Here is a 26,149-nt window from a genome sequence, read left to right as displayed (position 1 = left end):
GGTACTACTCACCTCCCAGCGGCGCGGAGCCCACGTGGGAACCCGGCGCGACGTCGTTGATCTCGACGGCGGTACGGCCGTCGACTTCCTTCATATATAGGTGCACGTTCTCCTCGTGCGACGAGGGAACGTTCTTGCCGACAAAGTCCGGCGAGATAGGGAGCTCACGGTGGCCGCGGTCAACGAGGACTGCCAGCTCAATACGGCTCGGACGGCCCAGATCCATGACGGCGTCCAGAGCGGCGCGGATGGTACGACCCGTGTACAGGATGTCGTCCACCAGCACGACGCGCTTGCCGTCGACACTGAAGGGAATGTTGGTGGCGTGGATCGCGGGAGCGAAATTGGTAGCGTAGTCATCGCGGTAGAAGCTGATGTCGAGACTGCCGAGCGGAACGTCGACGCCCTCGATCTCCTTGATCTCCTCGGCGAGCTTCTTTGCCAGAAGGTCGCCGCGCGTGACGATGCCGACCAGAGCGAGGTCTTCACAGCCCTCGTTGCGCTCGAGAATCTCGTGCGCGATGCGGGTCATCGCTCGATTGACGGCGGTCTCGTCCATAATGACCGCCTTGGGGGAAGTCGTGCCCATCGATCTCCTTCCTCACATGTCTTGACTGCTGACACAGTCAAAAAAATAGATGCCCGACCGCTCAAAGCGGAACCAGACACCCACAGGAAGGGCTGCTCTTTGGCAGCTATGTAATTCCATGTGGGTATCTCGTACCCCTTTAATGGTCAAGGGATAGTGTAGCCAACCTCAAGCTGAATTGCGAGCATAAATACAGAGCATTCCGTAAACGGAGCCCAATGCTCAATAAACCTATATATATTTGTGGGACGAGCTTGAAAACGCACACACGAGCTGGCATAATCCCCTCTGCTGCACGCAAATCGGATCTACGTCCAGGGCCGTGGCGTGGGCACTATCGCCAAAAGAGAAATATCTCTGTGTAGATTACGCACAGGGAGCTGCTTCTGTGCTATAGTTCAGGCTTGTTTGTTAACGCGACATGTTCGTTTGTCGCCCAAGGAGGGTCAGTTATGTCCAAAGTTTGCGAAGTTTGCGGTAAGCACCCCGTTGCCGGTCGCTCCATCAGCCACTCTCACCGCGTCACCAACCGTAAGTTCCGCCCCAACATCCAGCGCGTCTACGTCGTCGTCGATGGTCACCGTCGCAAGATGAACGTTTGCTCCACCTGCCTCAAGTCCGGCAAGGTTGCGCGCTCCTAAATAAGGTCTTACCAACAAGTACCTCGGACTCTCCGGGTCAAAGACCTCGCGTTCACATAGAACTTACCAAAGGCGCCCTCCCCTACGGAGGGCGCCTTTTTGCACTCATTGGGCACTCATTGGGGACAGACTTGCATGAGTGTTTTCACTCATTGGGGACAGACATGACGCACGCATGCGGCGTCCCGATCGGCTACGGCCCCTATCTCACGCTGCATCCTTCCAGCTTGCAGTAGCCTTGGTCACGCTTGTGGCGCCGATACCGGTGATACGGGCAATTTGCTTGACCGTGAGATGTGCCCGCCTGAGCCTCAGCAGGCAGGCATCGCGTTCGGGGCGTGGCAGGGCCTTGAGCAGCGCAGGATCTATGCTCGGCAGGACTTCGCGCGCAACGGAAAGAGCCTCCTCATCGGGGATCCGCCGGCGCGGAAGAACCTCCACTGACCAGATGCGCCCGCCAACTTTCTTGAGATGCTCGCAATAGCGACGGGAGCCTCCGACAACATCGAGCATAGGGGCCGCATCACAGATGTCAAAGGGATCATAGCCCAGCTGATATGCCTTATAGCTTGACCAGCGGTACGCCTCGAGCGAGTCAAGCGCACCCTTCACGGGATTGAGATGAATATAGTCGAGCAGCTGCACTGCCTGCGTGTCCGACTCAACCGCGACCCGCGAATAGCGATTGTCAAACAGATGCCCCGTTCTCCCCGTTTTCCCATTGAAATACTTAGCATACGCCGTCAATGCGCACTGCATTGCCTTTGAAAGATTGTCAAACGGATCATCAACCATCAAATGGAAGTGATTGTCCATAAGGCACCAAGCCAACACCGCCACTTCATGGCGAGCGAATCGGTCCGAGATATCAGATAAGAACCGATAGCGGTCGGAGTCATCTTCAAAAATTATCTGTTTAGAATTGCCGCGGTCATAGACGTGGTAATAGCCGGTGAGAGAAACGGCGCGGGCACATCGGGGCATAGCCTCTCCTTTCAAAACTGTACAGGCAACACCTAAAAGGAGAGACGCAACGCGAAATGCTGAGCCTGTAACCTATTTATATCCAGTGAGCGGCAATAACAGGCCCAGAACGGCAAAATGGCAAATCGATGTCTGTCCCAAATGAGTGAAAGCACTCATTTAAGTCTGTCCCCAATGAGCGGGGCGATGCGCAGGGCAGATAGATTTAGTTGAAACGTTTCATTTGATTGAAGCGTTTTAGTTTGTCTTTTACGGGAATCTGCCCGTTCACCGAATTATTTCTTGCTATCATGCATCTTGTAGGGTAAATCTCCGATCGCAAGGAGACACAAATGGTGAAAAAGTCACCGGAAAACACTACTCCCGCCATCGTGGACAACGTGGAGGCGCTTGAGGCCAAACTCAAATCTATGCGTGAGGCCCAGGCTAAATTCGCTGAGTACACTCAGGAGCAGGTAGACAAGATCTTCTACGAGGCTGCTATGGCCGCCAACAAGGCTCGTATTCCTTTGGCCAAGCTCGCCATCGAGGAGACCGGCCGTGGCGTTCTCGAGGACAAGGTCATCAAGAACCACTACGCCGCTGAGTACATCTACAACGCTTACAAGAACACCAAGACCTGCGGTGTCATCGAGCGCGACGACGCTTACGGCATCACCAAGGTCGCCGAGCCGATCGGTATCGTTGGCGCTGTCATCCCGACCACCAACCCGACCTCCACGGCCATCTTCAAGACGCTCATCTGCCTGAAGACCCGTAACGCCATCATCATCTCCCCGCACCCGGCAGCCGCCAAGTGCACCATCGCCGCCGCCAAGCTCGTTCTCGACGCAGCTGTCAAGGCCGGTGCTCCTGAGGGCATCATCGGCTGGGTCGACAAGCCGTCCATCGAGCTGACCAACATGGTCATGCGCGACGTCGACATCATTCTCGCAACCGGTGGCCCGGGCATGGTCAAGGCTGCTTACTCCTCCGGTAAGCCCGCACTCGGCGTCGGCGCCGGCAACACCCCGGTCATCATCGACGATACCGCGGACATCAAGCTCGCCGTCAACTCCATCATCCACTCCAAGACCTTCGACAACGGCATGATCTGCGCTTCCGAGCAGTCCGTGACCGTCATCGACACCATCTATGACCAGGTCAAGGCCGAGTTCCAGAAGCGCGGCTGCTACTTCGTCAAGCAGGGTGCCGAGATGGAGGCCCTGCGTGCCGCCATGTTCAAGAACGGCGCTCTCGATCACCGCATCCCCGGCATGGCTGCCGCCAAGATCGCCGAGCTCGCCGGCATCGAGGTTCCCGCCAAGACCAAGATCCTGATCGCCGAGGTCACCTCCACCGATCCCGAGAAGGAAGAGTTCTCCCACGAGAAGCTCTCCCCGGTCCTCGCTATGTATCACGCCAAGGACTTCCAGGAGGCCGTTGACAAGGCAGAGCACCTCGTCCTCGCAGGTGGCCCGGGCCACACCGCCTCTCTCTACGTGCACCCGGCACAGAGCGAGAAGATCGCTAAGTTCCAGCACGTCATGAAGGCCTGCCGCATCGTCATCAACACCCCGTCCTCGCACGGCGGCATCGGTGACCTCTACAACTTCGGCATGAAGCCGTCTCTAACCCTGGGCTGCGGCTCCTGGGGTGGCAACTCCGTCTCCGAGAACGTTGGGGTGAAGCACTTGATCAACGTCAAGACCGTGGCAGAGCGCCGCGAGAACATGCTGTGGTTCCGCGCACCCGAGAAGGTCTACTTCAAGAAGGGCTGCACGCCCGTCGCACTCGACGAGCTCGGCACCGTAATGGGCAAGAAGCGCGCCTTCATCGTTACCGACCAGTTCCTCTTCAAGAATGGCAACACGCGTGCCATCGAGGCCAAGCTCGATGAGATGGGCATCGCTCACGACTGCTTCTACGACGTTGAGCCCGATCCCTCCCTGCAGTGCGCACGTCGCGGCGCCAAGCAGATGACGCTCTTCGAGCCGGATGTCATCATCGCCGTTGGCGGCGGTTCCGCAATGGACGCCGGCAAGATTATGTGGATGATGTACGAGCACCCCGAGGCGAACTTCGAGGACATGGCCATGGACTTCATGGACATCCGCAAGCGTATCTTCACCTTCCCCGAGATGGGCAAGAAGGCTTACTTCGTCGCCGTCCCGACCTCTTCGGGCACTGGCTCCGAGTGCACGCCGTTCGCCATCATCACCGACAAGGAGACCGGCATCAAGTGGCCGCTCGCCGACTACGCGCTGCTCCCCAACATGGCAATCGTCGACGCTGACAACTGCATGACCGCCCCGAAGGGCCTCACCGCAGCTTCCGGTATTGACGTCATGACCCACGCCATCGAGTCCTACGTCTCCATCATGGCTTCCGATTACACCAAGGGCCTCTCCGAGCGCGCCGCAAAGCTCGTCTTCGAGAACCTCCCGAGCTCCTTCACCAACGGTGCCAAGGATCCGCACGCTCGCGAGGAGATGCACAACGCATCCTGCATGGCCGGTATGGCATTCGGTAACGCCTTCCTGGGCCTCAACCACTCCATGGCCCACAAGCTCGGCGCTTTCCACCATCTGCCCCACGGCCTCGCAAACGCAGTCATCCTGACCCGCGTCATGCGTTACAACGCCGCCGAGGCTCCTGTCAAGATGGGAACCTTCTCTCAGTATCCTTACCCCAACGCGCTGCACAACTACGCCGAGATGGCTCGTTACTGCGGCATCGACGGCAAGGACGACCGTGAGGTCTTCGAGAACTTCATCACCAAGCTCACCGAGCTCTGCGACTTCATCGGTGTCAAGCACACCATCGCTGAGTACGGCGTTGACGAGAAGTACTTCCTCGACACCCTCGACGAGATGACCGAGCAGGCATTCAACGACCAGTGCACCGGCGCTAACCCCCGTTACCCGCTGATGAGCGAGATCAAGGAGCTCTACCTTGACGCCTACTACGGCCGCGAGCCTCAGGACTACGCCGTCTGCTAGTTTTAGCACGGTTTTTAACGGCGGGGGTGCACGGGTGTTTCACACACCCCCGCCGTCGCTTCTATCGCATCGTTGAAAGGATGCAACCATGCTGCTACCCGATTCCAAGACCGAGCTCGTCCGCCGTGGCAACAAGGTCGTTTACGACCTGGGCGACAAGATCGTCAAGGTCTTTAACGAGACCAAGCCCGTCTCCGACGTGTTCAACGAGGCTTTGAATCTTGCCCGCATCAATGAGTGCGGCATCCGCAGCCCCAAGGCTCTCGAGGTTTCCCAGCTCGAGAACGCCAACGGCTGGGCGCTCGTGACCGAGAAGGTTCCGGGCGCTACCCTTGCCGAGAAGATGACTGCCGAGCCCCAGCGCTTTGGTGAGTACCTCGAGATGTTCGTCGACCTCCAGATCGAGATCCACGGCTACACCTCCCCGCTGCTTAACCGTCAGCGCGACAAGTTCGCCCGCATGATCGACAGCCTTGATCAGCTCAATGCCACCACGCGCTACAACCTTCAGGAGCGTCTGGACGGCATGACCAAGGAGTTCAAGGTCTGCCACGGCGACTTCAACCCCTCCAACGTCATCGTCGGCGACGACGGCCAGCTCTATGTGTGCGACTGGGCACACGCTACCCAGGGCTCCCCTGCTGCCGACGTTGCCACCACCTACCTGCTCTTTGCCCTCAACAGCAAGGACCAGGCCGAGGCCTACCTGGAGCTCTACTGCGACCGCGCCGACATGCCCATGCAGGTCGTGCGTCAGTGGACGAGCATCGTCGCCGCTTCCGAGCTCGCTCGTAAGCGCAACGTGAACGATGAGTTCCTGAAGAACTGGATCGACGTCGTCGATTATCAGTAATATCTGAGCGATTTATTTCGCATCGGAGGCACAAAGAAAACCCCGCAGCTCATATGGGCTGTGGGGTTTTTCTTTTAGCGATTGAGCACGACGGCAAGATAAAAGGGCGGCCTCGCATCTCCCCAATCTGGAGAAATGCGAGGCCGTCCCGCATATCGAACTACAAGCGAAATCGTAGATTAACGGCGTGCTGCCTTCACCAGCTCGGCAACCTTGGCGACGACCTCGTCAATCGCCACGTCCTCACGCTCGCCGGTAGCACGGTCCTTGAGCTCCACCGTGCCATTCTTGAGGCCGCGCTTGCCCAGAACGACCTGATACGGGAAGCCCATAAGGTCGTTGTCGGCAAACTTAAAGCCGGGACGCTCGTCACGGTCATCGACGACAACCTCGATACCCTCGGCGCACAGACCCTCGACGATTTGGTCGCAGACGGTAGCGCACTCCTCCTTCTTGGGGTCGAGCGGAATCACCGCGACCTCGTACGGGGCAACGGAGACCGGCCATACGATACCGTGCTCGTCGTTGTGCTGCTCCACGACCGCAGCAAGCGAGCGGGACACACCAACGCCGTAGCAGCCCATGATGAGCGGCTTCTCCTTGCCATCCTCGTCCATAAAGGTGGCGCCCATGGCCTCGGAATACTTAGTGCCCAGCTGGAAGACCTGAGAGACCTCGATACCGCGGGCAGCGGAGAGCGGCTTACCGCAGTGCGGGCAGGGATCGCCGGCAACGACGGTCACCAGGTCGGCCCACTCGTCGACGGTAAAGTCGCGCTCGGGGCAGGCGCCGGTAAAGTGATAATCGACCTCGTTGGCACCGCAGGCCCACTGCTTGGACTCACGCAGGCTCTCATCGCAGACCAGGCGAATACCCTCGGGTAGGTTAACCGGTCCGATAAAGCCCTTATGCAGACCGTAGGTCTGGAGCTCCTCATCGGTCATCATGCGATAGCCCTTGCCAAAGACGTGCTCAGCCTTGCAGTCGTTGAGCTCGTGATCGCCCGGAACGATAGCCACAACCGGCTTACCCTCGGCGTCAATGAGAGCCAGGGACTTGCGCGTGCCGTTCTCGGGGAACCCAAAGAACTTGGCAACAGCCTCGATGGTGCCCATGCCCGGAGTCTTGACCTTGGTGAGTGTGCCGTCGCCGGGGCCCTCGGTCACAACGACCTTGGTGCTTGCAGCCTCGTCATCGGCAGCAAAGCCGCAATCGTCGCAGTAGACCAGCGAAGCCTCGCCGGCGTCGGCCAGCGCCATGTACTCGACGGAGGTATCGCCGCCGATCTCACCGGAGTCGGCGACAACGGGCAGGGCCTTGATGTAGCAGCGCTCGCAGATGTTGGCGTAGGCCTGCTTCATCTTGTCGTACTCCTCCTGCAGGCTCTCCTGCGTGGCAGAGAAACTGTAGGCGTCCTTCATGATGAACTCGCGACCGCGCATCAGGCCAAAGCGGGGACGGAACTCGTCGCGAAATTTATCCTGGATGTGATAGAGATTCACCGGCAGCTGCTTGTAGGAACGCAGCTCGTTGCGCACCAGGGCAGTCACGGTCTCCTCGTGCGTGGGACCGAGCACGAACTCGCGTCCGTGGCGGTCATCAAAGCGCACGAGCTCCTTGCCATAGGCATCGATACGGCCGGACTCACGCCACAGCTCGGCATCGACCATGATGGGCATCATGAGCTCCTGGGCGCCGGCAGCGTCCATCTCGTCGCGCACGATGTTCTCGATCTTGCGAATCGAGCGCCAAGCAAGCGGCAGATAGGAATAGAGACCGGCGGCCTCCTTGCGAATCATGCCGGCACGAAGCAGCAGGCGATGGCTCGCAAGCTCGGCGTCGGCCGGATCCTCTTTGAGCGTCGGAGCATACAGCTTAGACATATACATTGCTCGAGTCATTTATTTCTCCTCAATAAGCTTGTCGACCTCGGCCATAAGCGCGTCGACAATTTGGTCCTCAGCTACTTTACCAATGATCTGGCCGTGCGAAAAGAGCAGGCCCTGACCTCGTCCGCAGGCAACGCCCAAGTCGGCATCAGAAGCCTCGCCGGGGCCATTGACCGCACATCCCATCACGGCGATCGAAAGCGGCGCGGAGTAGTTCTTAAGCCGCTCGGTGACCTCCTCAGCGATGGGAATCAGGTTGACCTGGCAGCGAGCGCACGTGGGGCACGAGACAATCTCGGGACCACGGCGACGCAGACCCAGCGACTGCAAAATTCCCCAGGCGACAGGCGGCTCCTCGACCGGATCGGCCGTAAGCGAGACGCGCATAGTATCGCCAATGCCCTCAGAAAGCAGAATACCCAGGCCCACAGAGCTCTTAATGGTGCCCTGGAGCTTAGTTCCGGCCTCAGTCACGCCCAAATGAAGCGGAACATGGGGGATTTCGCGCGACAGGGCACGATAGGTGTCAAGCGTCGTGGACACGCTATGAGCCTTGGCGGAAAGAACGATATTGGTAAAACCGCGGTCCTCAAAATGTTTGACGAAACGCTCGCTCGACATTACGAGCTTTTCGGGCTGCGAAAGGTCATCGCGTTCGGCGATATCCTGCTCAAGCGAACCCGCGTTCACGCCAATGCGAATCGCGCACCCAGCGGCACCCGCGGCATCGATCACGGCATCGACCTTGGCCCAATCGCCGATGTTGCCGGGATTGATGCGCAGCTTGGCAGCACCGGCCTCAACGGCACCAATGGCGAGCTTATGGTTAAAGTGAATATCGGCAACAATCGGCACCGGAGACTCCGCACAAATCATGCGAAAGCCCTCGAGCGCAGCCTCGGTGGGCACGCTCACGCGCACAACATCACAACCCGCCTGGGCAAGCGCGCGCACTTGCGCAAGCGTCGCCTGGGCGTCAGCGGTATCGGTGCAGGTCATGGACTGAACCACAACCGGAGCGCCGCCGCCTATCTGCACGTCGCCCACAAAAACGGGGCGCGTCAGCTCGCGCGGCAAAGGATGAGACAAAGACAATCCAAACACTCCCCTACAAAATAAATCGAAGGACGTCGGAACGAAGCATATAGACAAACAGCAGCGCAAAGAGCGCGATGCCGACATAGCTCACGATCGTCTGCACCTTAAGCGGCAACTCGCGACCGGCGACCTTTTGGATGATCTCGATAACCAGCTTTCCCCCGTCGAGCGGCGGAATGGGCAGCAGGTTCATAAAGCCCAGCGAAAACGAGATGAGCGCGGCAAACGTCAAGAACGTCGCAGGGCCGGCTGCCGCCGCCTGAGAAGACATGACGCTGATGCCCACAATCGAGGAGGACTGATCGAGTATCTCCATCGTATGCTGCGGCTGCAGCAGGCGCAGCACGCCCTCAGCAGTCTGCTGAACATAGGAGAACGACAAGCGCGCCGACGTAATGGGGTCCAAATGGACCACTTGCGTGGAGGCATAAACGCCCAAACGCTCGTCCTCCTTGAGCGCAACAGAGGTCATAAATTTCTTGCCGTCGCGCTGGTACTCAATGGCGATATCGTCCTGACCGGCAGCCTTGCCGATGGCATCATACACATCCATCCAGCTGGAGCACGACACGCCATCGACACTAAGAATCGTGTCGCCGGCCTCGATACCCGCCTTGGCGGCTATCGAGCCTTCTTCGACCTGACCAATCACATTGCTATCGACCGGCACCGATACGCCGGCGATAGAGTAGATGCTCATAAGCAGCAAAAAAGCCGTCAGGATATTGACGAGAATGCCCGCGAGCAGCATAAAGGCACGCTTGAGAAAACCCTGGCCCAGATAGGTATGCGAACGCTCCTGCTCAAGAAACTCCGAAGCGGCGACCGGCAGCTCCCACACATCGCCCTCGGCAGTCGCATGCTCTCGATCGAACCGACGGCCGTCAAAGGTGGTATATCCTGCAGCGTCGCGCGGCAGCGTCTGGTACCTAACCGGATAGTAGCTGGGTGAAGGCTTCTCCCCTTCCTCGTACCAAGGCGCAATGGAACCCCAGCCCAAAAGCAAGGCACAAGCCTCGAGAACGTCCTCCTCGGGCAGCTCCAGCTCGACGGAAAGGTCTGCAACCGAAACGCGACCATGACGATAGATTGCCGCAAGCACACAGTCGGCGCACGAGACATCGGTCGGGTCCATACCGCAGATAGCGGCATAACCACCCAGCAGCAGCGGCGTCACGCCAAACTTGGTACCGATGCGACGCGACGTATGATGAATGTCAAAGCGGCACGGCAGGCCCAAGAAAAACTCAGTGACGCGCACGCCGCACGCACGGGCCGCCAAAAAGTGGCCGCCCTCATGCAGAAACACGAGGACGGATAGCATCAAAAGGCCCCAAAAGACCGAGGAGAGAACGCTCAGAACAGTATCCATAAAACGAAAAGCAATCCTAACGATTAAGAGCGGGTTGCAGCGAGCACCTCGGCGGCCTTGGCGCGAGCCCACGTATCGACATCGCGAAGCTGGTCAAACGATGCGACCACCTGCGTATCGTGTGCGTCCATGCACGATTCCACGATACGGTCGATATCGGTAAACGTACAGGCATCGTGCAGGAAGGCATCGACGGCAACTTCGTTGGCGGCATTCAGCACACACGGCATGGTGCCGCCCGTTTTGCCCGCACGCTCGGCAAGCGCGAGGCAACGGAACGTCTCCATGTCGGCCGCATCGAAGGTAAGCTGCCCCAACTCACGAAAATCGATTCGAGGCGCCGGAGTATCCCAACGCTCAGGATACGAAAAGGCAAACTGGATGGGAATGCGCATATCGGACGCACCGAGATGCGCCATCACGGAGCCGTCGGCAAACTCGACCATAGAATGAATCTTTGACTGACGCTGAACGACCACGTTGATAAAGTCTAGGTCGCAACCGAACAGATGCATCGCCTCGATACGCTCCAGGCCCTTGTTCATAAGAGTAGCGGAATCGATGGTGATCTTAGCGCCCATGGCCCACGTGGGATGTGCCAGCGCATCGGCGCGTGTCACGCGATTGAGCTCGTCGCGCGTACGGCCAAAGAACGGACCACCCGAGCAAGTGAGCCAAATGCAGTGAGCCTCGCGCGGATTCTCCCCCAGATAGCACTGGTAGATGGCAGAGTGCTCGGAATCAACCGGGATAAGCTGACCCGGCTGCGCCAACGGCATCAGCAGGTCGCCACCGACAACGAGGGACTCCTTGTTAGCAAGTGCAAGACGCTTGTTCGAGGTCAGGGCAGCATGGCTCGCTTCGAGACCGGCGGCGCCCACAATAGCAACAAGCACACAGTCGACATCATCGCGACGTGCGAGCTCACAAACCGCCTGCGCACCAACACCAAGCTCCGTGCCCTCGGGCAGCTCCTGCAGTACAGCGTCCGCACCGTGGGCAGCATCGGCCACGGCAACAGCCGGAACCGAAAACTCACGGGCAAACGCAACGAGCTCAGCGGTACTGGAATTAACGGAAAGCGCCGTCACCTGCAGACGGTCGGCATGTTGACGGCAAACATCGAGCGCCTGGGTGCCGATAGAGCCTGTACAACCCAAAATTGCAACCCGCAGACGCCCATCGGGGCCGTACGTCGTCTGAAACGCCATTACAGCACGCCTCCGATCATCAAAAGCAGCTGCGCGGTAATGCAGCCAAAGATAAGCGAGTCGCTTCGGTCGAGCATGCCGCCGTGGCCAGGAATCAGATTGCCGGAATCCTTGACGCCCACGCCACGCTTGATGCGTGACTCGATGAGGTCGCCGATAACGCCCAGGATGGACACGACCACGCCGCACAGCAGCGCATAGGGCAAGCTCAGCTTATAGAAATGCGTCGCCCACAAAATGAGCCAGATGAGAACCGAGCCCAAGATGCCGCCGACAAAGCCCTCCCAGCTCTTTTTGGGAGAGATCTTGGGGACCATCTTGTGCTTGCCGATACGGCTGCCCACGATGTAGGCAAACGAATCGGAGACCCAGAGAGACGCGCAAACACCCACCGAAAGCAGGGCGCCGGCAAAACCGGGCACGGCATCGCGCAGCAGCACGATGGCCGACAGCATAAAACCGGTGTAGATGGGACCCATGAGTGTCACAGCCACATCGGATATGCGGGTACGCGACGAACAGACATACCAAATACCCACCGCAAGCATCAGAGCAAAAAGCAGGGCATTCAACAGCAGCGAGTCGCCCAACGCCGAGAGCGGAAAGAGCACGGCGGCAGCGATACCCAGGCGCTCATTGGCCACCTTGCCATCGAGCTTCGTCATGCGGAAAAACTCATAGCAGCACAGGCCGCTCATGACGGAGACGAAGATGGCAGTGGGAACGATACCCAAAACCAGGCAGAGAATAAATACGACAGCGTAGACGATACCTGCGGCGGCGCGGGTAATAAAGCCGGCCAACCACGAAGTCGCAGCCGCGCCGCTCTTGGCGGAAGGCGCCTTGGGAGTTGACGCCTTGGGACGATCGGACACGATTAAGCCTCCTCGGTCTTGCTCAGTCCACCAAACCTACGGTCGCGGCCCTGATAGGCCAAAATGGCGTTGACAAGACCCCAACGATCAAAGTCGGGCCAATAGGTATCGGTGAAATAAAACTCGGAATAGGCAACCTGCCACAGCAGATAGTTCGAAAGGCGAAGCTCGCCGGAGGTTCGAATCACAAGCTCCGGATCGGGTAGCCCAGCGGTATACAGGTGCGAAGCAACCATATCATCGTCGATAGCGGCCGGATCGATCTTTCCGGCAGCGGCATCGAGCGCGATCTGACGGACAGCACGGGTGATCTCGGCACGGGCTCCGTAGTTGACGGCAAGTGCCAGCGTCATGCCGGTATGGTCGGCACACTCGGCAAGACCTCGCTCAAAGACATCGCGGGTCTTCTTGGGCAGTGCGGAAATATCGCCCAAAAAGACAACGCGCACGTTTTCGCGCTTAAGCAGCGGCAGCTCATCGATAAACGTCTTAGCAAACAGATGCATTAAAACGTTGACCTCATGCTGCGGACGATTCCAGTTTTCGGTGGAAAACGCATAGGCCGAAAGGACGTCGACGCCCAAACGCACGCATGCGGTAATGATCTCGCGCAGGGAGACGATACCGGCCTTGTGTCCCTCGGTGCGGGCAAGACCGCGCGCCGTGGCCCAGCGACCGTTACCGTCCATGATGCACGAAATATGATGCGGAATCTTATTGAGGTCAAGGTCGGAAAAACCGACGCCCGCAGGGGCGTCGGCAAAGTACTCGACCAGTTTTTTCTCGTCGTATTGCACCTTAGATCTCCATGACCTCGGCTTCTTTTTCCTTCAGAAGCTCCTCAACCTTGGCAACATACTCATCGGTATACTTCTGGACCTTGGCCTGCTCGCGACGGACATCGTCCTCGGTGAGCTCTTCGTCGCGCTCGAGCTTGTTGTTAAAGTCGCGACGGATGTTGCGAATGGAGACCTTGGCCTGCTCGGCATACTCGCGGCACTCCTTGACGAGCTCGCGACGACGCTCCTCGGTGGGAGCCGGGAACGGCAGGCGCACGACGGTACCGTCAGAGTTGGGAGTAATGCCCAGATCGGAAGCGCTGATAGCCTTCACGATTGCGTTGACGAGCGCCTTGTCCCAGGGCTCGATAAGCAGCATGTGAGCCTCGGGGGTCTTAACGGCGGCAACCTGGGTAACCGGCGTGGGAACACCGTAGTAATCGACCGAAATGTCGGACAGAATGTTAGCGTTGGCGCGGCCCGTGCGAACCTTGGAGAAGTTGTGCTTGAGGGACTCGAGCGACTTGTCCATGTGGGCGGTGATGTTCTCTGCCATGCTTAATCCTCCTGATAGACGAGCGTGCCGACGGGCTCACCCGAAAGCGCGCGCTTGACGGTGTCCTCGCCATCGATGTTGAGGACCAAAATCGGCATACGGTTATCCTGGCACAGTGCCGTAGCCGTGGAATCCATAACCTGCAGACCGCGGACGAGAACCTCGTGATAGGTAATCTTGTCAAAACGGACGGCATCGGCACACTTGACGGGATCCTTGTCGTAGATGCCGTCAACCTTGGTGGCCTTAATCAGAATCTCGGCACCGATCTCGCAGGCACGAAGAGCCGCGGCGGTGTCAGTCGTAAAGTACGGATTGCCCGAACCGGCGGCAAAAATAACGACATTGCCCTTGGAAAGGTGGTTGATGGCGCGACGGCGAATATAGGGCTCGCAGATCTCGTTCATCTGGATAGCGCTCATCACGCGGCAGGGAACATCGTTATGCTCGAAGGCATCCTGCAGGGCGAGCGCATTCATTACGGTTGCAAGCATGCCCATGTAGTCGGCCTGGGCGCGATCCATGCCACCGGCAGCGCCGGCCATGCCACGGAAAATGTTGCCGCCGCCGACAACGACGCCGACCTCATGGCCAACGGCGAGCAGCTCCTTGACCTGCTTGGCAAGATGGTCGGTAACCTTAGGGTCGATGCCATATTGACCGTCGCCCATCAGTGCTTCGCCGGAAAGCTTAAGAAGCACGCGTTTATATCGGATGTCGGACAAAGCGATCCTCCTTTAATTAGACTCTCAATATGATAGCAAAGGCTCTGATAAGAGCCATGAAAAAGCAGGCTGTGAGTAAAACCCACAGCCTGCTCATTACCAGCTACAAGAGCTTATTTACTCGCCACGGACCAGACGGTCGAACGCAACGACGGTAATGGTGTCACCGAGCTCCTTGGAGACCTGCTCAGCGTACTTCTTGATGGTGAGGGAGCTGTCCTTGATGAACTCCTGCTCGGTGAGCACGGACTGCTTGTAGAACTTCTCCAGACGGCCAACAGCCATCTTCTCCTGGATAGCCTCGGGCTTGCCGGACTCGGCAGCCTGAGCCATGTAGATCTGCTTCTCGTGCTCGACGGTCTCGGCCGGAACCTGATCGCGGGTAGCGCAGATCGGGGCGACGGCGGCAACCTGAAGGGCGACGTCGTGAGCAAAGGTCTTGAAGGACTCTGCCTGAGCGGTCTCGGCCTTCTCGAAAGCGAACTCGACGAGGACGCCGATCTTACCACCCATGTGGATGTAAGAAGCGAGAGCGCCGTTCTCGACCTTGCGGGCGGCGAAACGAGAAATCTTCATATTCTCGCCCATGATGTGAATCATCTCGGTAAGCTCGGAGGAAACGGTCTCCTCGCCCATCGGCTTCTCGAGCAGAGCGTCGACGTCAGCCGGCTCGGTGGTGGCGACAACCTCAGCGACCTTGGAAGCAAAGCCGGTGAACTTGGCGTTGGAGCCGACGAAGTCGGTCTCGCAGGAGAGCTCGAGCAGAGCGCCGGTCTTGCCATCCTCGGAGACGAACGCGGCGACAGCGCCCTCGTTGGTCTCACGGCCAGCCTTCTTGGCAGCCTTGGCGAGGCCGTTCTTGCGCAGAACGTCGACAGCGGCGTCCATGTCGCCGTCAGCCTCGACGAGAGCCTTCTTGCACTCCATCATCGGGGAGTCGGTCATCTCGCGGAGCTGCTTGACCATAGCGGCAGTAATCTGGGCCATTGTGGTTCCTTTCAAAGAGATGAAAAAGACTTAAATAGGACTGATTTACTCGGCCTTGGGCTCGGCGGCCATCTCGGCCTCGGAGACCTGCTCCTTGCCGGAGCCAGCGAGGCAGGCGTCGGCCATGAGCTCGCACATAAGGGTGACAGCGGAGATGGCGTCATCGTTGCAGGGGATGCCGTACTCGACCTCGTCGGGATCGGAGTTGGTGTCGATCAGGGCGACGACGGGGATGTTCAGGCGCTGGGCCTCCTTGATGGCGTTCTCCTCGCGCTTGGTGTCGATGACGAAGAGAGCCTGGGGCAGACCCTTCATGTCGCGGGCGCCACCGAGGTTGGTCTGGAGCTTAGCGAGCTCCTTGCCGAGCACTGCCTGCTCCTTCTTGGGCAGCACTGCCATGCGACCGTCCTCGACCATGGCCTCGAGCTCCTCCATGCGGTTGATGCGGGAGCGGATGGTGACGAAGTTGGTCAGCATGCCGCCGAGCCAACGCTGGTTGATGTAAGGCATGTTGGCGCGCTCAGCGGCGTTCTTAACGGCCTCCTGAGCCTGCTTCTTGGTGCCGACGAACAGCACGTTGCCGCCCTTGGCGACGTTCTTGACGAAGGTGTAGGCCTGATCGGCGTCAAGGATGGTCTGCTTGAGGTCGAGGATGTAGATGCCGTTGCGCTCACCGAAGATGTACGGCTTCATCTTGGGGTTCCAGCGACGGGTCTGGTGACCGAAGTGGCAGCCGGCCTCGAGCAGGGTGCGGATATTAATCTTGGTAGCCATATTAAACCTCCTGTGGTTTGCCTCCGCGCGGGGTCATCCTCCAAAACCAACCCGGACATGTGCTACCAAAGCCCGGGCACCACGGTATGAAGTAGCCGCGCGTGCGTGATAAAAACCTGTTGCCGTGAAGCAACCCGATGAATGATAGCAGGATTGCCTCTTCCTGCCAACCCGCAATCAAAACCACACACCTCGGTGCGCGCGGGAGGCCCTTCTCCTACTCGCCGCGGGGGTGTGCCTGACTCACGGCGCGCTTGAGTCGGTCGGGCGTGAGGTGCGTATAGATCTGCGTCGTGGACAAGCTCGCATGCCCCAGCAGCTCCTGAACCGAGCGCAGATCCGCGCCGCCCTCGAGCAGGTCGGTCGCAAAGGTGTGGCGCATCGCATGCGGGGCGATGTCGGCAGGAATGCCGGCAAGTGCCGCAAGCATGTGGAACCGCCTCCTCAGCATGGCGGCACTCATGCGGTTTCCGCGCGCCGAGATAAACAGCGGATGCACGCCGTTCGCACTATCGACACGCTTTGCCTGCACAAGGAGATGTGGCCTCCCCTCCTCGATATAGCGGCGAGTCGCCTCGAGAGCGCGCCGATAGAGGGGCACGATACGCTCCTTGCTCCCCTTGCCCCAAAGTCGCAACGTTCGCTCGGACCAAGCAATGGACTCCACGTTGAGCGCCGCGAGCTCGGAGATTCGCGCGCCGGAGGCATAGAGCAGCTCGAGCATCGCCGCATCGCGCAGCCCCGCAGGCGTCGAGATGTCGGGGGCCTTGAGCAACGACTCGACTTGCCGGGTCGTCAGCACACTGGGAAGATCGCGCGGCAGTTTGGGCGAGGATATCGCCGAGACCGCATCGCCCTCAACGATTCCCTCGGCAGCCATCCACCGATAGAGCGAGCGAATGGCAGACAGATGCGCCGCAAGGGTCCGAGCCGCCACCTGGCCACGCGACAGCTCGGCCAAATAGGAACGAACGGTCCGTACGTCGGCGGCGCGTGCGTCGACGTCCTCGCGTTCGCACCACGCGGCGAAGCGCTCGAGTCGCGAGGCGTAGGCGGTTACCGTATTGGGGGCGAGCCCTTCGACACGTGCAATGTAGGCAATGAACGAGTCAACGGCATCGTACAGGTCAAAAGCTATGACCTCTCGCCTCCAAACAGATCGGAGCGCGTTTCCAGATAGGCATCCAAGGCCTTGAGGGCGCGATCCGCGTAGGCCTGGTAGCGATCGCGCTTGCTGCGACGCTTGCCGTCCTCGAGCGGCGGTACGAGGCCAAAGTTAACGTGCATGGGCTGGTAGCCCACCGTAGCCGGATCGGTCGCATAGCCCACGAGTGCGCCCAGGGCGCCCACACGCGGCAGCTCGACGCCCACGACACCGATAGCCTCGGCATAGGTATTGAGCGCGGCGAGCAGACCCGTCGCCACGGCCTCCATGTACCCCTCGGTACCGGTAATCTGGCCGGCAAGACGCACGCTCGTGCCGGGCACGGCAAAGGTGCCATCGAGCACGTGCGGCGCATCGACAAAGGTGTTACGGTGCATGACGCCGTAGCGGAAGAACTCAGCGTTCTCCAGGCCGGGAACCATATGGAAGACGCGCTTCTGTTCGCCGAAGGTCAGGTTGGTCTGGAAGCCAACCAGGTTATAGGCGGTCTTCTCCTTGTTCTCGGCGCGCAGCTGAATCGCCGCCCAGGGACGGCGACCGGTGCGCGGGTCGGTGAGCCCGACGGGCTTCATGGCACCAAAGCGGATGGCATCCTTGCCCGTGCGCGCAACCTCCTCGGCAGGCTGGCAGGCTTGGAACAGGTCCCCGCCCTCAAAATCCTTGAGCACCACGCGATCGGCCGTGGTGAGCGCCTCGATAAAGGCCTCGTACTCTTCCTTGTTGAGCGGGGCATTCAGATAGTCGCCGCTCCCCTGTTCCTCGTAGCGCGACTGCGAGAACAGAACGTCCATATCGAGCGTCGAGGCATCGACGATCGGTGCGGCCGCGTCAAAGAACGCCAGGGCGTCACCGCCGACGAGCTTCATGACCTCCTCGCTCAATGCCGGCGAGCACAAGGGGCCCGCGGCGATAACCACATGGCCCTCGGGGATCTGGGTGACCTCACCGTGGACGACCTCGATATTGGGGCGGGCGGCAACCTCGGCCTCGACGAGCTCGGAAAACTTGACGCGGTCGACCGCCAGGGCGCCGCCAGCGGGAACGGCCGCGCGATGAGCGCAATCGAGCAGCACCGAACCCATGCGCTCGAGCTCGGCCTTCAGCAGGCCGGCGGCGGAATCGGGACGGGTCGACTTAAACGAATTGGAGCAGACGAGTTCCGCCAAGTGATCGGTATGGTGGGCAGGAGAGCTCACCTGCGGGCGCATCTCGCACAGCTTTACGGCGAACCCGCGATCTGCCAGCTGAATCGCGCATTCCGATCCCGCCAGACCGCCACCGATAACCGTCACCTGATCAAACAGCATCTGCAAACACCTTTCTAATTGACACGTTTTCCATTGTGACCGAAGGGCGTCTGGGCGTGAAGGGCAAACTTGGAGGGCGCATACCTTCCATCCATCATGCGCTCGATGAGGCCCTCGAGTTCGAGCGAGCCCAGGAGCTTGAGCACACCGACGGCATCGAGGGAGACGAGTGTGGCGATGTCTTCGACCTTGAGCGGCGAGGCGATGAGCGCATGCATCACGGTCTGCTGCGTGGGGTCCAGGTCGGCGATGCCGGGCGCATCGGGACGCGAATAGCGCAGGGTACCGTAGATTCGAGAGATGGCCATCTCGATGGACTCCTCGTCAATAATGCAGCAGGCCCCGTTGGCAATGAGGTAGTTGGTCCCGCGCGACTCGGGAGACAAAATGGAGCCCGGCACGACAAGCAGCTCGCGTCCCAAGTCCATGGCGGCCTCGGCTGTAGAAAACGTTCCGGATGGCATGCCGGCCTCCGATACAAAGAGCGCCTGCGACAGCGCGGCGATCACGCGGTTGCGGCGCGGGAAGGCAAACTTGCGCGGCCCCATGCCCCACGGCGAGATCGACACGACCGCGCCGCCCGTATCGATCGTGCGCGCGATGAGCCCCGCACTCGAGCGCGGGTAGACCACGTCGGCGCCGGTCCCCAGTACCACGACATGCCTGCCCCCGGCGTTGACCGCGGCCCAACCCGAGGCCTGGTCGCAGCCGACCGCACCGCCCGAGACCACCGTCACCCCCGCCTCGACCGCAACTTTCGCGGCCAGTTCTGCCACGGCCAGGCCGTACGGCGAGGCCTTGCGAGCGCCGATGATGGAGAGCGCCGGCGTCGAAAGCACCTCCGGGTCGCCACGCACGAACAGCGTCTGGGGTACATCAGAGAGCTCCAAAACGGTATCTGGATACAACGCATCACCGGGATGCAGCTCAAAAGTCTCCTCACCCATCACTGATCCCTCCTTCCCTGGTACATCGCCGCCTCGAGCACGTGGTCTTGCGTCACCCGCTCGCTTTCTGCGACATCGGCAATCGTGCGCGCGATGCGAACCAGGCGCACGATGCCGCGCCCCGTGAGATGAGTGCGTTTCGACAGGCCAAGTACGCATTTCTCGGCGGCCTCGTCAAGTGCAAAGGTCGACACGACGCCGTCAATGGACCGTGACTCATCGTGCTCGGCCTCGGCATCCGCATCATCCATACGGGACTCGCGCCAGGCACGAAAAGCCCGACCGCGGACAACGTAGTCGCGCAGCTCGGCCGACGACATGCCCTCGGCGCCCTCGATAATCACCTGCGGATCGGGGCGGGTCACATCGAGCATCAGGTCGATACGGTCGGCCAAGGGACCGCGCAGCTTGGACCGGTAGCGCTCGACCATCGATGCCGAACAGCGACACGGGACCTCGCGATCGCCCAAAAAGCCGCAGGGACAGGGATTGCTCGCCGCAAGCAGCTGAAAGCGCGAGGGAAACGTAAAGGCGCCATCGACGCGCACGATCCTGACATAGCCGCGCTCGATTGGCTGACGAAGCGTCTGCAACACACCGGTGGGAAACTCGGCAAGCTCGTCCAAAAAGAGCACGCCGCCATGGGCAAGGCTGATCTCGCCCGGATGCACCGGGCGCCCCCCGCCAATAAGGCCCGCTGTCGAAATGCTGTGATGGGGACTTCGAAACGGCCGATGCCCCGCAAGCAGGCCATCGATATTCTCACCCAAGACCGAATGGATACACAGCGCCTCTTGCTGATCCTCGACGGAAAGCTCGGGCAAGATACCCGTCATGCGGCGCGCAAGCATGGTCTTGCCCGATCCCGGAGACCCGATCATAAGCAAGCCCAGCTCCCCTGCCGCCGCAAGCGCTATGCCGCGCTTGGCGACCTCCTGCCCCAACACGTCGGCATAATCGAGCTCGGGCTCAAAGGTGGCCTCGAGCACTTCAGAATCCAGATAGTGCCGAGCTGCCTCGCCCATACCGTGGGCAAGCTGCGACAGATGATCGATAAAACCGCAATCGACCCCCGCAAGCGGAACATGCTGGTCGGACCTGCCGGCGATAAAAGAAAGCCCCATGTCGCGAGCCAGCAGCTGGAACGCCACCTCGCCCTTGACGGGAAACACCGTGCCATCCAAGCCGAGCTCGCCGGCAATGAGGCAGCGGTCGAGATTGTCGCGGGGAATCTGCCCATCGGCCGCAAGCACCGCAATGGCTATCGGCAGGTCAAAGCCGCTACCGGTCTTTCGGATATCACCCGGCGCCAGATTGACCGTAATGCCCGAGCGCGGTATCTCGAATCCGGCAGAGCGCATCGCGCAGCGAATGCGCCCACGCGACTCCATGACCTCCATACTCGGGATGCCGAGCATCTGGATGCCCGGGATGCCGCCCGCAAGCGAAACCTCGACCGTGACGGGAATCGCCTCGACGCCGCGGATGCAGGCAGCGTGGACGGCAAAGGTCTCGAACGCCATCACGACACCTGCCAATCGAACGCGTTGTACTGGTGCTCGATCTCGGCGATATGCCCGCCGCGAATGGTGACGCCCACGGCATCGAAGCGGATCGCCTTGAGCGGATAATGCTCCATGAGGTAGCAGCTCGCGATGCGACGGTAGCGCCGCTGCTTTTGGGCATTCACCGCCTCCTCAGGAAACACCCGCGTGTCACAATCCAGCGCAACACGCCTGGTCTTGACCTCGGCCATCACCACCACATCATCAAGCTCGTCGAGCAGCACCAGGTCGGCCTCGCCCTCCGAGCATCGATAGCCTTGTTCCAGCAATGCATAGCCGCGCTCGTTAAAGTAATCGATAGCGATAAGCTCGCCCAGCATACCGAGCTCGCGAGGACTGAGCCACTTGATAAACTCAGGCGTGATCGACCCACAATCGAGCTCCCCTTCTTCCCAACGCTCCTTGAGCTGCTGCGTCTTGCTCATTTTGCCTGCGGCACACATGGGGTCTCCTTTCCCACTCCCTGCATTGCCTCGATAATGAGGGCAGGTTTCATGCGGGTAAGTACCGGAAGCAAACCGAAAACCAACCAAATGCCGACAAATGAGGGGCCGCGCGCAACAATAGCGTTGCACGCGGCCCCTACCAGCAGGTTTATAGAACCCTTAAGGTCCCAGTCTCCACAATTGGCCTAAAAAAGGCGCTCAGTCTGCAGAAAGTTTCCGCAAAAGCTCACACGGTGCAGCGGAGAAAGACCATGTTTGCGAATGGCCTCAATGTGTTCGGGGCTCGCATAGCCTTTCGATTCGGCCAAATGGTACTCGGGATACTCGGCATCGTACTCGACCATCATCTCGTCACGCGTGACCTTTGCCATGATGGATGCCGCGGCGATACAGGCGATCTTGGCATCGCCCTTGACCACGTCGCGCTCATGGGGCACGGCGCCCAGGGGGTTGCCGTCCATAAGCACGCAATCGGGCTCAAGCCCCGTATCGGACACCGCACCCGCGACAGCGGCTCGAATGGCGCGGGCCATGCCCATCTCATCGATATCCGCAGGAGCGATATGGCAAAAGCCGATAGCAGTCGCCACCTCGGCAATCTTCACCGAGAGCAGCTCGCGGCGCGCCGGCGTGAGCTTTTTGGAATCATTGATGCCCCAGATGCGCGGCTCCATCGGAAGACACACGGCACACACGGTCAAGGGACCCGCTACCGAGCCACGGCCCACCTCGTCGACGCCCACGACCACGCCATCACCGCCGAGCTCATGCATAAGCTCGTACATGCCGTTGACGCGCTCGCGTTCGGAAAGTTCCTTGGCATGGCGCTTAAGGGCACGTTCGCAAGCCTTGATCACCTGCTGGCGCGGATCCTCGCGATAATGCTCCACGAGGGCGGGAATCTCCTCGAACGTGGCGCTCGCCAGTTCGCCGGCAACCTGCGATGCCGAAACCGAGCTCGTCATGTTGGCCATATCGGGGCCTCCTTGTATGCAAATCAAATAAAAAGAAGGGCCACCCGAAGGTGACCCTTTTGTCCAAACGAGTGGACAGACGCTGCGATCTTCTTAGCGCTTCTCGGGGATGCGAGCAGCCTTGCCCACCTTGTCGCGGAGGTAGTACAGCTTGGCGCGACGGACGCGACCATGACGGACGACCTCGAGCTTGGCGATCTTGGGGCTGTGAAGCGGGAAGGTACGCTCAACACCGACACCGAAGGAAATCTTGCGGACGGTGAAGGTCTCACGGGCACCGGCGCCGGCCATGCGGATGACGTCACCCTGGAAAACCTGGATGCGCTCGCGGTCGCCTTCCTTAATGCGGTAGTGAACCTTGACGTTGTCGGCAACGCGGACCTGCGGGATGTCCTCGCGGATCTGCTGACGCTCGATTGCGCGGATGTAATCCATGTGCAATTCCTTACTCTTCTAGAGGTGCCGTACCACCTTGGCCGGCACGTAGTTGAACAAACGTATTCGAGTATACACGCCACGACCTTGGCTGCAAGAACTATTTTGCCCGTGCGCAAAAAGACAAAAACACGCACTCTTTCTGCACTTATGCGCCGTCCGCAGCATCAGTCGTCGGCGTCGTCACGGTCGTTCCGGGCGCGATATAGCCGTATTCGAGCAGCACCGAAAGCGCATGCTGCTTCCAGGTGGCAAGCTCGTCGTCATTATAGTTGTCATGGACCCATTGACTCATCGCATCTTCGGCGTCTTGGGGCACCAGGTTCTGGCTGTCCGCCATCAGGTACAGGATGCCCAAGATGTCGAAGTCCTGCTTGGTCATCTCTTCCTTGTTTGATGCGCTGATGAGGCCGTGATCGATGCCGTAGCGGCAGATATCGGTCAAAACGGTAACGAGGCCTGTAGGAATCGGCGAGGCATCCTTCGCGGCAGCGGGCGCGGTGTCGTCAGTCAATGCAGCGGCATCGTCGCTCGCCGGAGCAGACTCGGCCGCGTTCGCATCGGAAGCGGCCTGCTCTCCCTGGGCAGGAGCCGTGCTATCCGTCGTTGTCGAAGAATCCCCTGCGGATGCGGCAGCCGTAACGCTCGCCGGTGTCTCCACGACGGTCGTCATCGGGTCAACGGGCGCGGGGTCGGCGACAACTTCGGCCCAATCGGAATACACGCCGTCAATAAAGGCGCGAACATGGAAGGTGCCCGGCTGCGAGATGGTCATCGTGCCGTCTGTCGCGACCGAAATGCCCTTGCTCTCGAGCTCCTGGGCCTCCCAGCTGCAGACCCTATCGACCTCCTTGCCCGTCGTGTCATATACCGTAGCCGTCAGGCCTTCGATGCCGTTGAGATTTTCCTCGACGCCGACGACGGTCTGTGCCGAGCCCTCGAGTTTGATGCTGCCGTTAAACGGCTCGGGCGCCACGTCACTAATCTTATATTTGTAGGCCGCGGCGTCGATCTCGTCATTGGTCGAGACATGCCCGTTCACGTCCACATAGGTGTCCTCGGGGATAAAGTACTTTACGTAGGCGGTGCCGGCCTTTTTACCCACCACGACTTGTTCATGGGTGACAGGGTCGGTCTGGATCTCGATGACGTCAGACTTGCATTCCTTGCCCTTTTTATCGACCACGCGCCAGTCGCCCGACGACTTCACAAAGCCGTAGTAGTCAACATCGTCCTCGTCCCTTGCGCGCACGCGATAGGAAGAGATGGGGTCTTCGTCTCCAACCGTAAGCCTTCGGGTCTTATCGGTCTGCAGCGACACGAGAATCTTGGAGATGGGCTTAATAGGCTGCGGTGTGCCCAACTGCGTATCGACCGTCACCGACTCAAACGACAGATTGGAACCCGTAATGGACATGGGATAGGTCGCGGCCATGTCATTGAGCACGTTGCACGTGCGCGGGGCGCCGCCGTTGCGCGAGGGCACCTCGCGATCGGCCAGGACCGAATTCCAATCGATGGCGCGCACCATGTGGTTGTTGGTGCGATACGACCAGCTCGTCACGTTTCCGGCGGTGGTATCGTACCCGTCGTCGCCACGATGGGCGATTGAGCGCAGGAACAGGTTCTGCACGGCATCGGTCGACTGATCGCCAAAGGTGGTGTAGAACGAGCGCTGATCATAACCGGCGGTATGGAACTCCTGCACGGCGGCGTTATCGTCGTAGCACTCGCCGTTCATGTTAAAGATGATCACGTCGAACGTCACGCCCACCGGCTGGTCATAGTCCTCGGACAGCGTCGTGGTAGAACTCGTCTGCTTGCTATTGACCTGCGTGTGCGCAGGGATCGTCATATTGACGGTAACCGACTGATTGTCCGTTGTGGTGATCGACTGTTCCTCGGTCTTGCTCGCCTCCCACAACTGGGACATCGTGGTTTCGGCCGAAAACGACGTCTCGATCTCCTCGCTCGCTGTTGCGGGCACGCCCAGCGACTCCTTGAGGCTCACCGATGCGCCCCACGAGCCGCCTTTGGAATACGATGCGGATTCAGAAGTGCTCGTGCCGACCGTCTCCTCGGTACCACGGGCGAGCGTGATGCTCTGCGAGGCGTCCTCATAGCCGACGTTAAGTGCCGAGGTAACGAGCTCCTGCTCAGTCTAAGAATCGACAAAGGAATAGCCCGGCGCGTCCTCGGGCGCACAGTTAAGCTTGTTCACGCTGTTGAGCTGCTGAACTCTAAAGTTATAGAACGCGATGCCAAAGCCATTGAAATCGTACTGGTAGGTGCCGCCGAGCTTGTCCACGCACGCGATGGTGGCATAGATGACGTCCTGCTCAGTCGTGTCTTTCGACAGTCCGTCGAGCGGCACGTATTTACGGAAATCGGAGCCCTCCAGCTTGTGACCGATACAGCCGGCGATATCGTCGGTCAAGCGCTCGTAGACCGCATTGAGGCTTTTTGCAGATGTCAGACCACTCTACTTCGATTTGTCGGCACCATCGGAATGCTCACCGTTGCCGCCCGAAAGCGCATCATAGAGATAGATGTAGTGACCCTTACCGAAATCCTTCTCAAAGCCCTTGCCGGCGTGGTCCCAATACAAAAAGTCCCCGGAGTCGTCGCCTCCACCATAGCCAAGGATGTTATAGGCTAGCGATGCCCAGTTGGGCAGCACCTTTTTGACGGCGGCCGTGTAGAACGAGACGTTGTCGTACATCGAGGTACGGCCCTCGAGCTTGCCGTCATCGATATCTACAAACGTGCAGTCGCGATCGTTGACTGTAATGGTGAGCGGGTTGACCACATCGCCATAGAGCTCGTCGCGCGAATCATCCTGAAGGGCGAAACCGGCTGTCGGCATCCCGCAAAGCGCCGTGACCGCAACGACCACCCAGCACAGGGTCATATGTGCTCCCCGACGCGCTCGTTGCAAATACCTGGTGAGGTTTTTCATCGCAGTCCTCCCGTCAGTTGACAATGTATTGAATCAA

The 26,149-nt window shown here is 59.7% G+C and carries 25 protein-coding genes; 3 read left to right on the top strand and 22 right to left on the bottom strand.

Going from position 1 to position 26,149, the window contains the following annotated elements; all coding sequences use genetic code 11:
* Positions 1–4: 4 nt before the first annotated feature.
* Positions 5–589, bottom strand: coding sequence for a bifunctional pyr operon transcriptional regulator/uracil phosphoribosyltransferase PyrR (pyrR, locus tag ACKUUJ_RS05985; RefSeq protein WP_117654814.1), 585 nt, complete (start codon positions 587–589; stop codon positions 5–7).
* Positions 590–1,041: 452 nt separating this feature from the next.
* On the opposite strand from pyrR, the gene rpmB reads away from it, so the two are divergent.
* Positions 1,042–1,230 (top strand): 50S ribosomal protein L28, encoded by a 189-nt coding sequence (gene rpmB, locus ACKUUJ_RS05980; protein ID WP_022094725.1) that lies wholly within the window; start codon positions 1,042–1,044, stop codon positions 1,228–1,230.
* Between the two features lie 207 nt (positions 1,231–1,437).
* Here the strand turns inward: rpmB and ACKUUJ_RS05975 are convergent, their stop codons facing one another.
* A complete protein-coding gene (locus ACKUUJ_RS05975; protein ID WP_409064990.1) occupies positions 1,438–2,214 on the bottom strand; it encodes a transposase in 777 nt (258 codons plus the stop codon).
* Positions 2,215–2,546: 332 nt separating this feature from the next.
* Here ACKUUJ_RS05975 and adhE point away from each other — a divergent pair, with 332 nt between their 5' ends.
* Complete coding sequence (gene adhE / locus ACKUUJ_RS05970) at positions 2,547–5,195, top strand: bifunctional acetaldehyde-CoA/alcohol dehydrogenase (RefSeq protein ID WP_409064989.1); 2,649 nt, start codon at positions 2,547–2,549, stop codon at positions 5,193–5,195.
* An 88-nt stretch (positions 5,196–5,283) separates the two neighbouring features.
* Entirely contained in the window at positions 5,284–6,048 is a 765-nt protein-coding gene (locus ACKUUJ_RS05965; RefSeq protein WP_409064988.1) for a phosphotransferase, read from the top strand.
* A gap of 179 nt (positions 6,049–6,227) precedes the next feature.
* Here the strand turns inward: ACKUUJ_RS05965 and ACKUUJ_RS05960 are convergent, their stop codons facing one another.
* From ACKUUJ_RS05960 to ACKUUJ_RS05865, 20 genes are all read right to left on the bottom strand, one after another.
* A complete protein-coding gene (locus tag ACKUUJ_RS05960) occupies positions 6,228–7,949 on the bottom strand; it encodes a proline--tRNA ligase (protein WP_368238421.1) in 1,722 nt (573 codons plus the stop codon).
* The gene (gene ispG, locus ACKUUJ_RS05955; protein WP_409065028.1) at positions 7,950–9,026 is read right to left on the bottom strand and encodes a flavodoxin-dependent (E)-4-hydroxy-3-methylbut-2-enyl-diphosphate synthase; all 1,077 of its coding nucleotides are present in this window, start codon (positions 9,024–9,026) and stop codon (positions 7,950–7,952) included.
* Positions 9,027–9,045: 19 nt separating this feature from the next.
* Complete coding sequence (locus tag ACKUUJ_RS05950) at positions 9,046–10,407, bottom strand: M50 family metallopeptidase (protein WP_409064987.1); 1,362 nt, start codon at positions 10,405–10,407, stop codon at positions 9,046–9,048.
* 23 nt (positions 10,408–10,430) lie between these two features.
* Positions 10,431–11,618, bottom strand: a complete 1,188-nt coding sequence (gene dxr, locus ACKUUJ_RS05945) for a 1-deoxy-D-xylulose-5-phosphate reductoisomerase (protein ID WP_409064986.1) — start codon at positions 11,616–11,618, stop codon at positions 10,431–10,433.
* Entirely contained in the window at positions 11,618–12,493 is an 876-nt protein-coding gene (locus ACKUUJ_RS05940; RefSeq protein WP_409064985.1) for a phosphatidate cytidylyltransferase, read from the bottom strand. The genes dxr and ACKUUJ_RS05940 overlap by 1 nt, the downstream gene beginning before the upstream one ends.
* A gap of 2 nt (positions 12,494–12,495) precedes the next feature.
* The gene (locus ACKUUJ_RS05935) at positions 12,496–13,290 is read right to left on the bottom strand and encodes an isoprenyl transferase (RefSeq protein WP_409064984.1); all 795 of its coding nucleotides are present in this window, start codon (positions 13,288–13,290) and stop codon (positions 12,496–12,498) included.
* A gap of 1 nt (position 13,291) precedes the next feature.
* Complete coding sequence (frr, locus tag ACKUUJ_RS05930) at positions 13,292–13,828, bottom strand: ribosome recycling factor (RefSeq protein WP_347478512.1); 537 nt, start codon at positions 13,826–13,828, stop codon at positions 13,292–13,294.
* A 2-nt stretch (positions 13,829–13,830) separates the two neighbouring features.
* The gene (gene pyrH, locus ACKUUJ_RS05925; RefSeq protein WP_409064983.1) at positions 13,831–14,553 is read right to left on the bottom strand and encodes a UMP kinase; all 723 of its coding nucleotides are present in this window, start codon (positions 14,551–14,553) and stop codon (positions 13,831–13,833) included.
* A 117-nt stretch (positions 14,554–14,670) separates the two neighbouring features.
* Positions 14,671–15,540, bottom strand: a complete 870-nt coding sequence (tsf, locus tag ACKUUJ_RS05920) for a translation elongation factor Ts (RefSeq protein ID WP_409064982.1) — start codon at positions 15,538–15,540, stop codon at positions 14,671–14,673.
* A gap of 45 nt (positions 15,541–15,585) precedes the next feature.
* The gene (gene rpsB / locus ACKUUJ_RS05915) at positions 15,586–16,314 is read right to left on the bottom strand and encodes a 30S ribosomal protein S2 (protein WP_409064981.1); all 729 of its coding nucleotides are present in this window, start codon (positions 16,312–16,314) and stop codon (positions 15,586–15,588) included.
* 217 nt (positions 16,315–16,531) lie between these two features.
* Positions 16,532–17,440, bottom strand: a complete 909-nt coding sequence (locus ACKUUJ_RS05910) for a tyrosine recombinase (RefSeq protein ID WP_409065027.1) — start codon at positions 17,438–17,440, stop codon at positions 16,532–16,534.
* A gap of 8 nt (positions 17,441–17,448) precedes the next feature.
* Positions 17,449–18,786, bottom strand: a complete 1,338-nt coding sequence (trmFO, locus tag ACKUUJ_RS05905; protein ID WP_409064980.1) for a methylenetetrahydrofolate--tRNA-(uracil(54)-C(5))-methyltransferase (FADH(2)-oxidizing) TrmFO — start codon at positions 18,784–18,786, stop codon at positions 17,449–17,451.
* Between the two features lie 14 nt (positions 18,787–18,800).
* On the bottom strand, positions 18,801–19,733 hold the full coding sequence (locus ACKUUJ_RS05900; protein ID WP_409064979.1) for a DNA-processing protein DprA: 933 nt from the start codon (positions 19,731–19,733) through the stop codon (positions 18,801–18,803).
* On the bottom strand, positions 19,733–21,256 hold the full coding sequence (locus tag ACKUUJ_RS05895; protein WP_409064978.1) for a YifB family Mg chelatase-like AAA ATPase: 1,524 nt from the start codon (positions 21,254–21,256) through the stop codon (positions 19,733–19,735). The genes ACKUUJ_RS05900 and ACKUUJ_RS05895 overlap by 1 nt, the downstream gene beginning before the upstream one ends.
* Entirely contained in the window at positions 21,256–21,741 is a 486-nt protein-coding gene (locus ACKUUJ_RS05890) for a YraN family protein (RefSeq protein WP_409064977.1), read from the bottom strand. The genes ACKUUJ_RS05895 and ACKUUJ_RS05890 overlap by 1 nt, the downstream gene beginning before the upstream one ends.
* Before the next feature lie 188 nt (positions 21,742–21,929).
* Positions 21,930–22,718, bottom strand: a complete 789-nt coding sequence (locus ACKUUJ_RS05885) for a ribonuclease HII (protein ID WP_409064976.1) — start codon at positions 22,716–22,718, stop codon at positions 21,930–21,932.
* A gap of 93 nt (positions 22,719–22,811) precedes the next feature.
* Positions 22,812–23,153: a 50S ribosomal protein L19 gene (rplS, locus tag ACKUUJ_RS05880; RefSeq protein ID WP_117583231.1), complete on the bottom strand. Its 342-nt coding sequence runs from the start codon at positions 23,151–23,153 to the stop codon at positions 22,812–22,814.
* Between the two features lie 148 nt (positions 23,154–23,301).
* A complete protein-coding gene (locus ACKUUJ_RS05875; RefSeq protein WP_409064975.1) occupies positions 23,302–25,164 on the bottom strand; it encodes a hypothetical protein in 1,863 nt (620 codons plus the stop codon).
* A gap of 150 nt (positions 25,165–25,314) precedes the next feature.
* Positions 25,315–25,590, bottom strand: a complete 276-nt coding sequence (locus ACKUUJ_RS05870; RefSeq protein WP_409064974.1) for a hypothetical protein — start codon at positions 25,588–25,590, stop codon at positions 25,315–25,317.
* A 45-nt stretch (positions 25,591–25,635) separates the two neighbouring features.
* A complete protein-coding gene (locus tag ACKUUJ_RS05865; RefSeq protein ID WP_409064973.1) occupies positions 25,636–26,064 on the bottom strand; it encodes a hypothetical protein in 429 nt (142 codons plus the stop codon).
* Positions 26,065–26,149 lie beyond the last annotated feature (85 nt).

Source organism: Collinsella sp. wc0583 (assembly GCF_046116915.1).
GTDB lineage: Bacteria > Actinomycetota > Coriobacteriia > Coriobacteriales > Coriobacteriaceae > Collinsella.
This window is presented reverse-complemented; position numbering and strand designations above follow the sequence as displayed.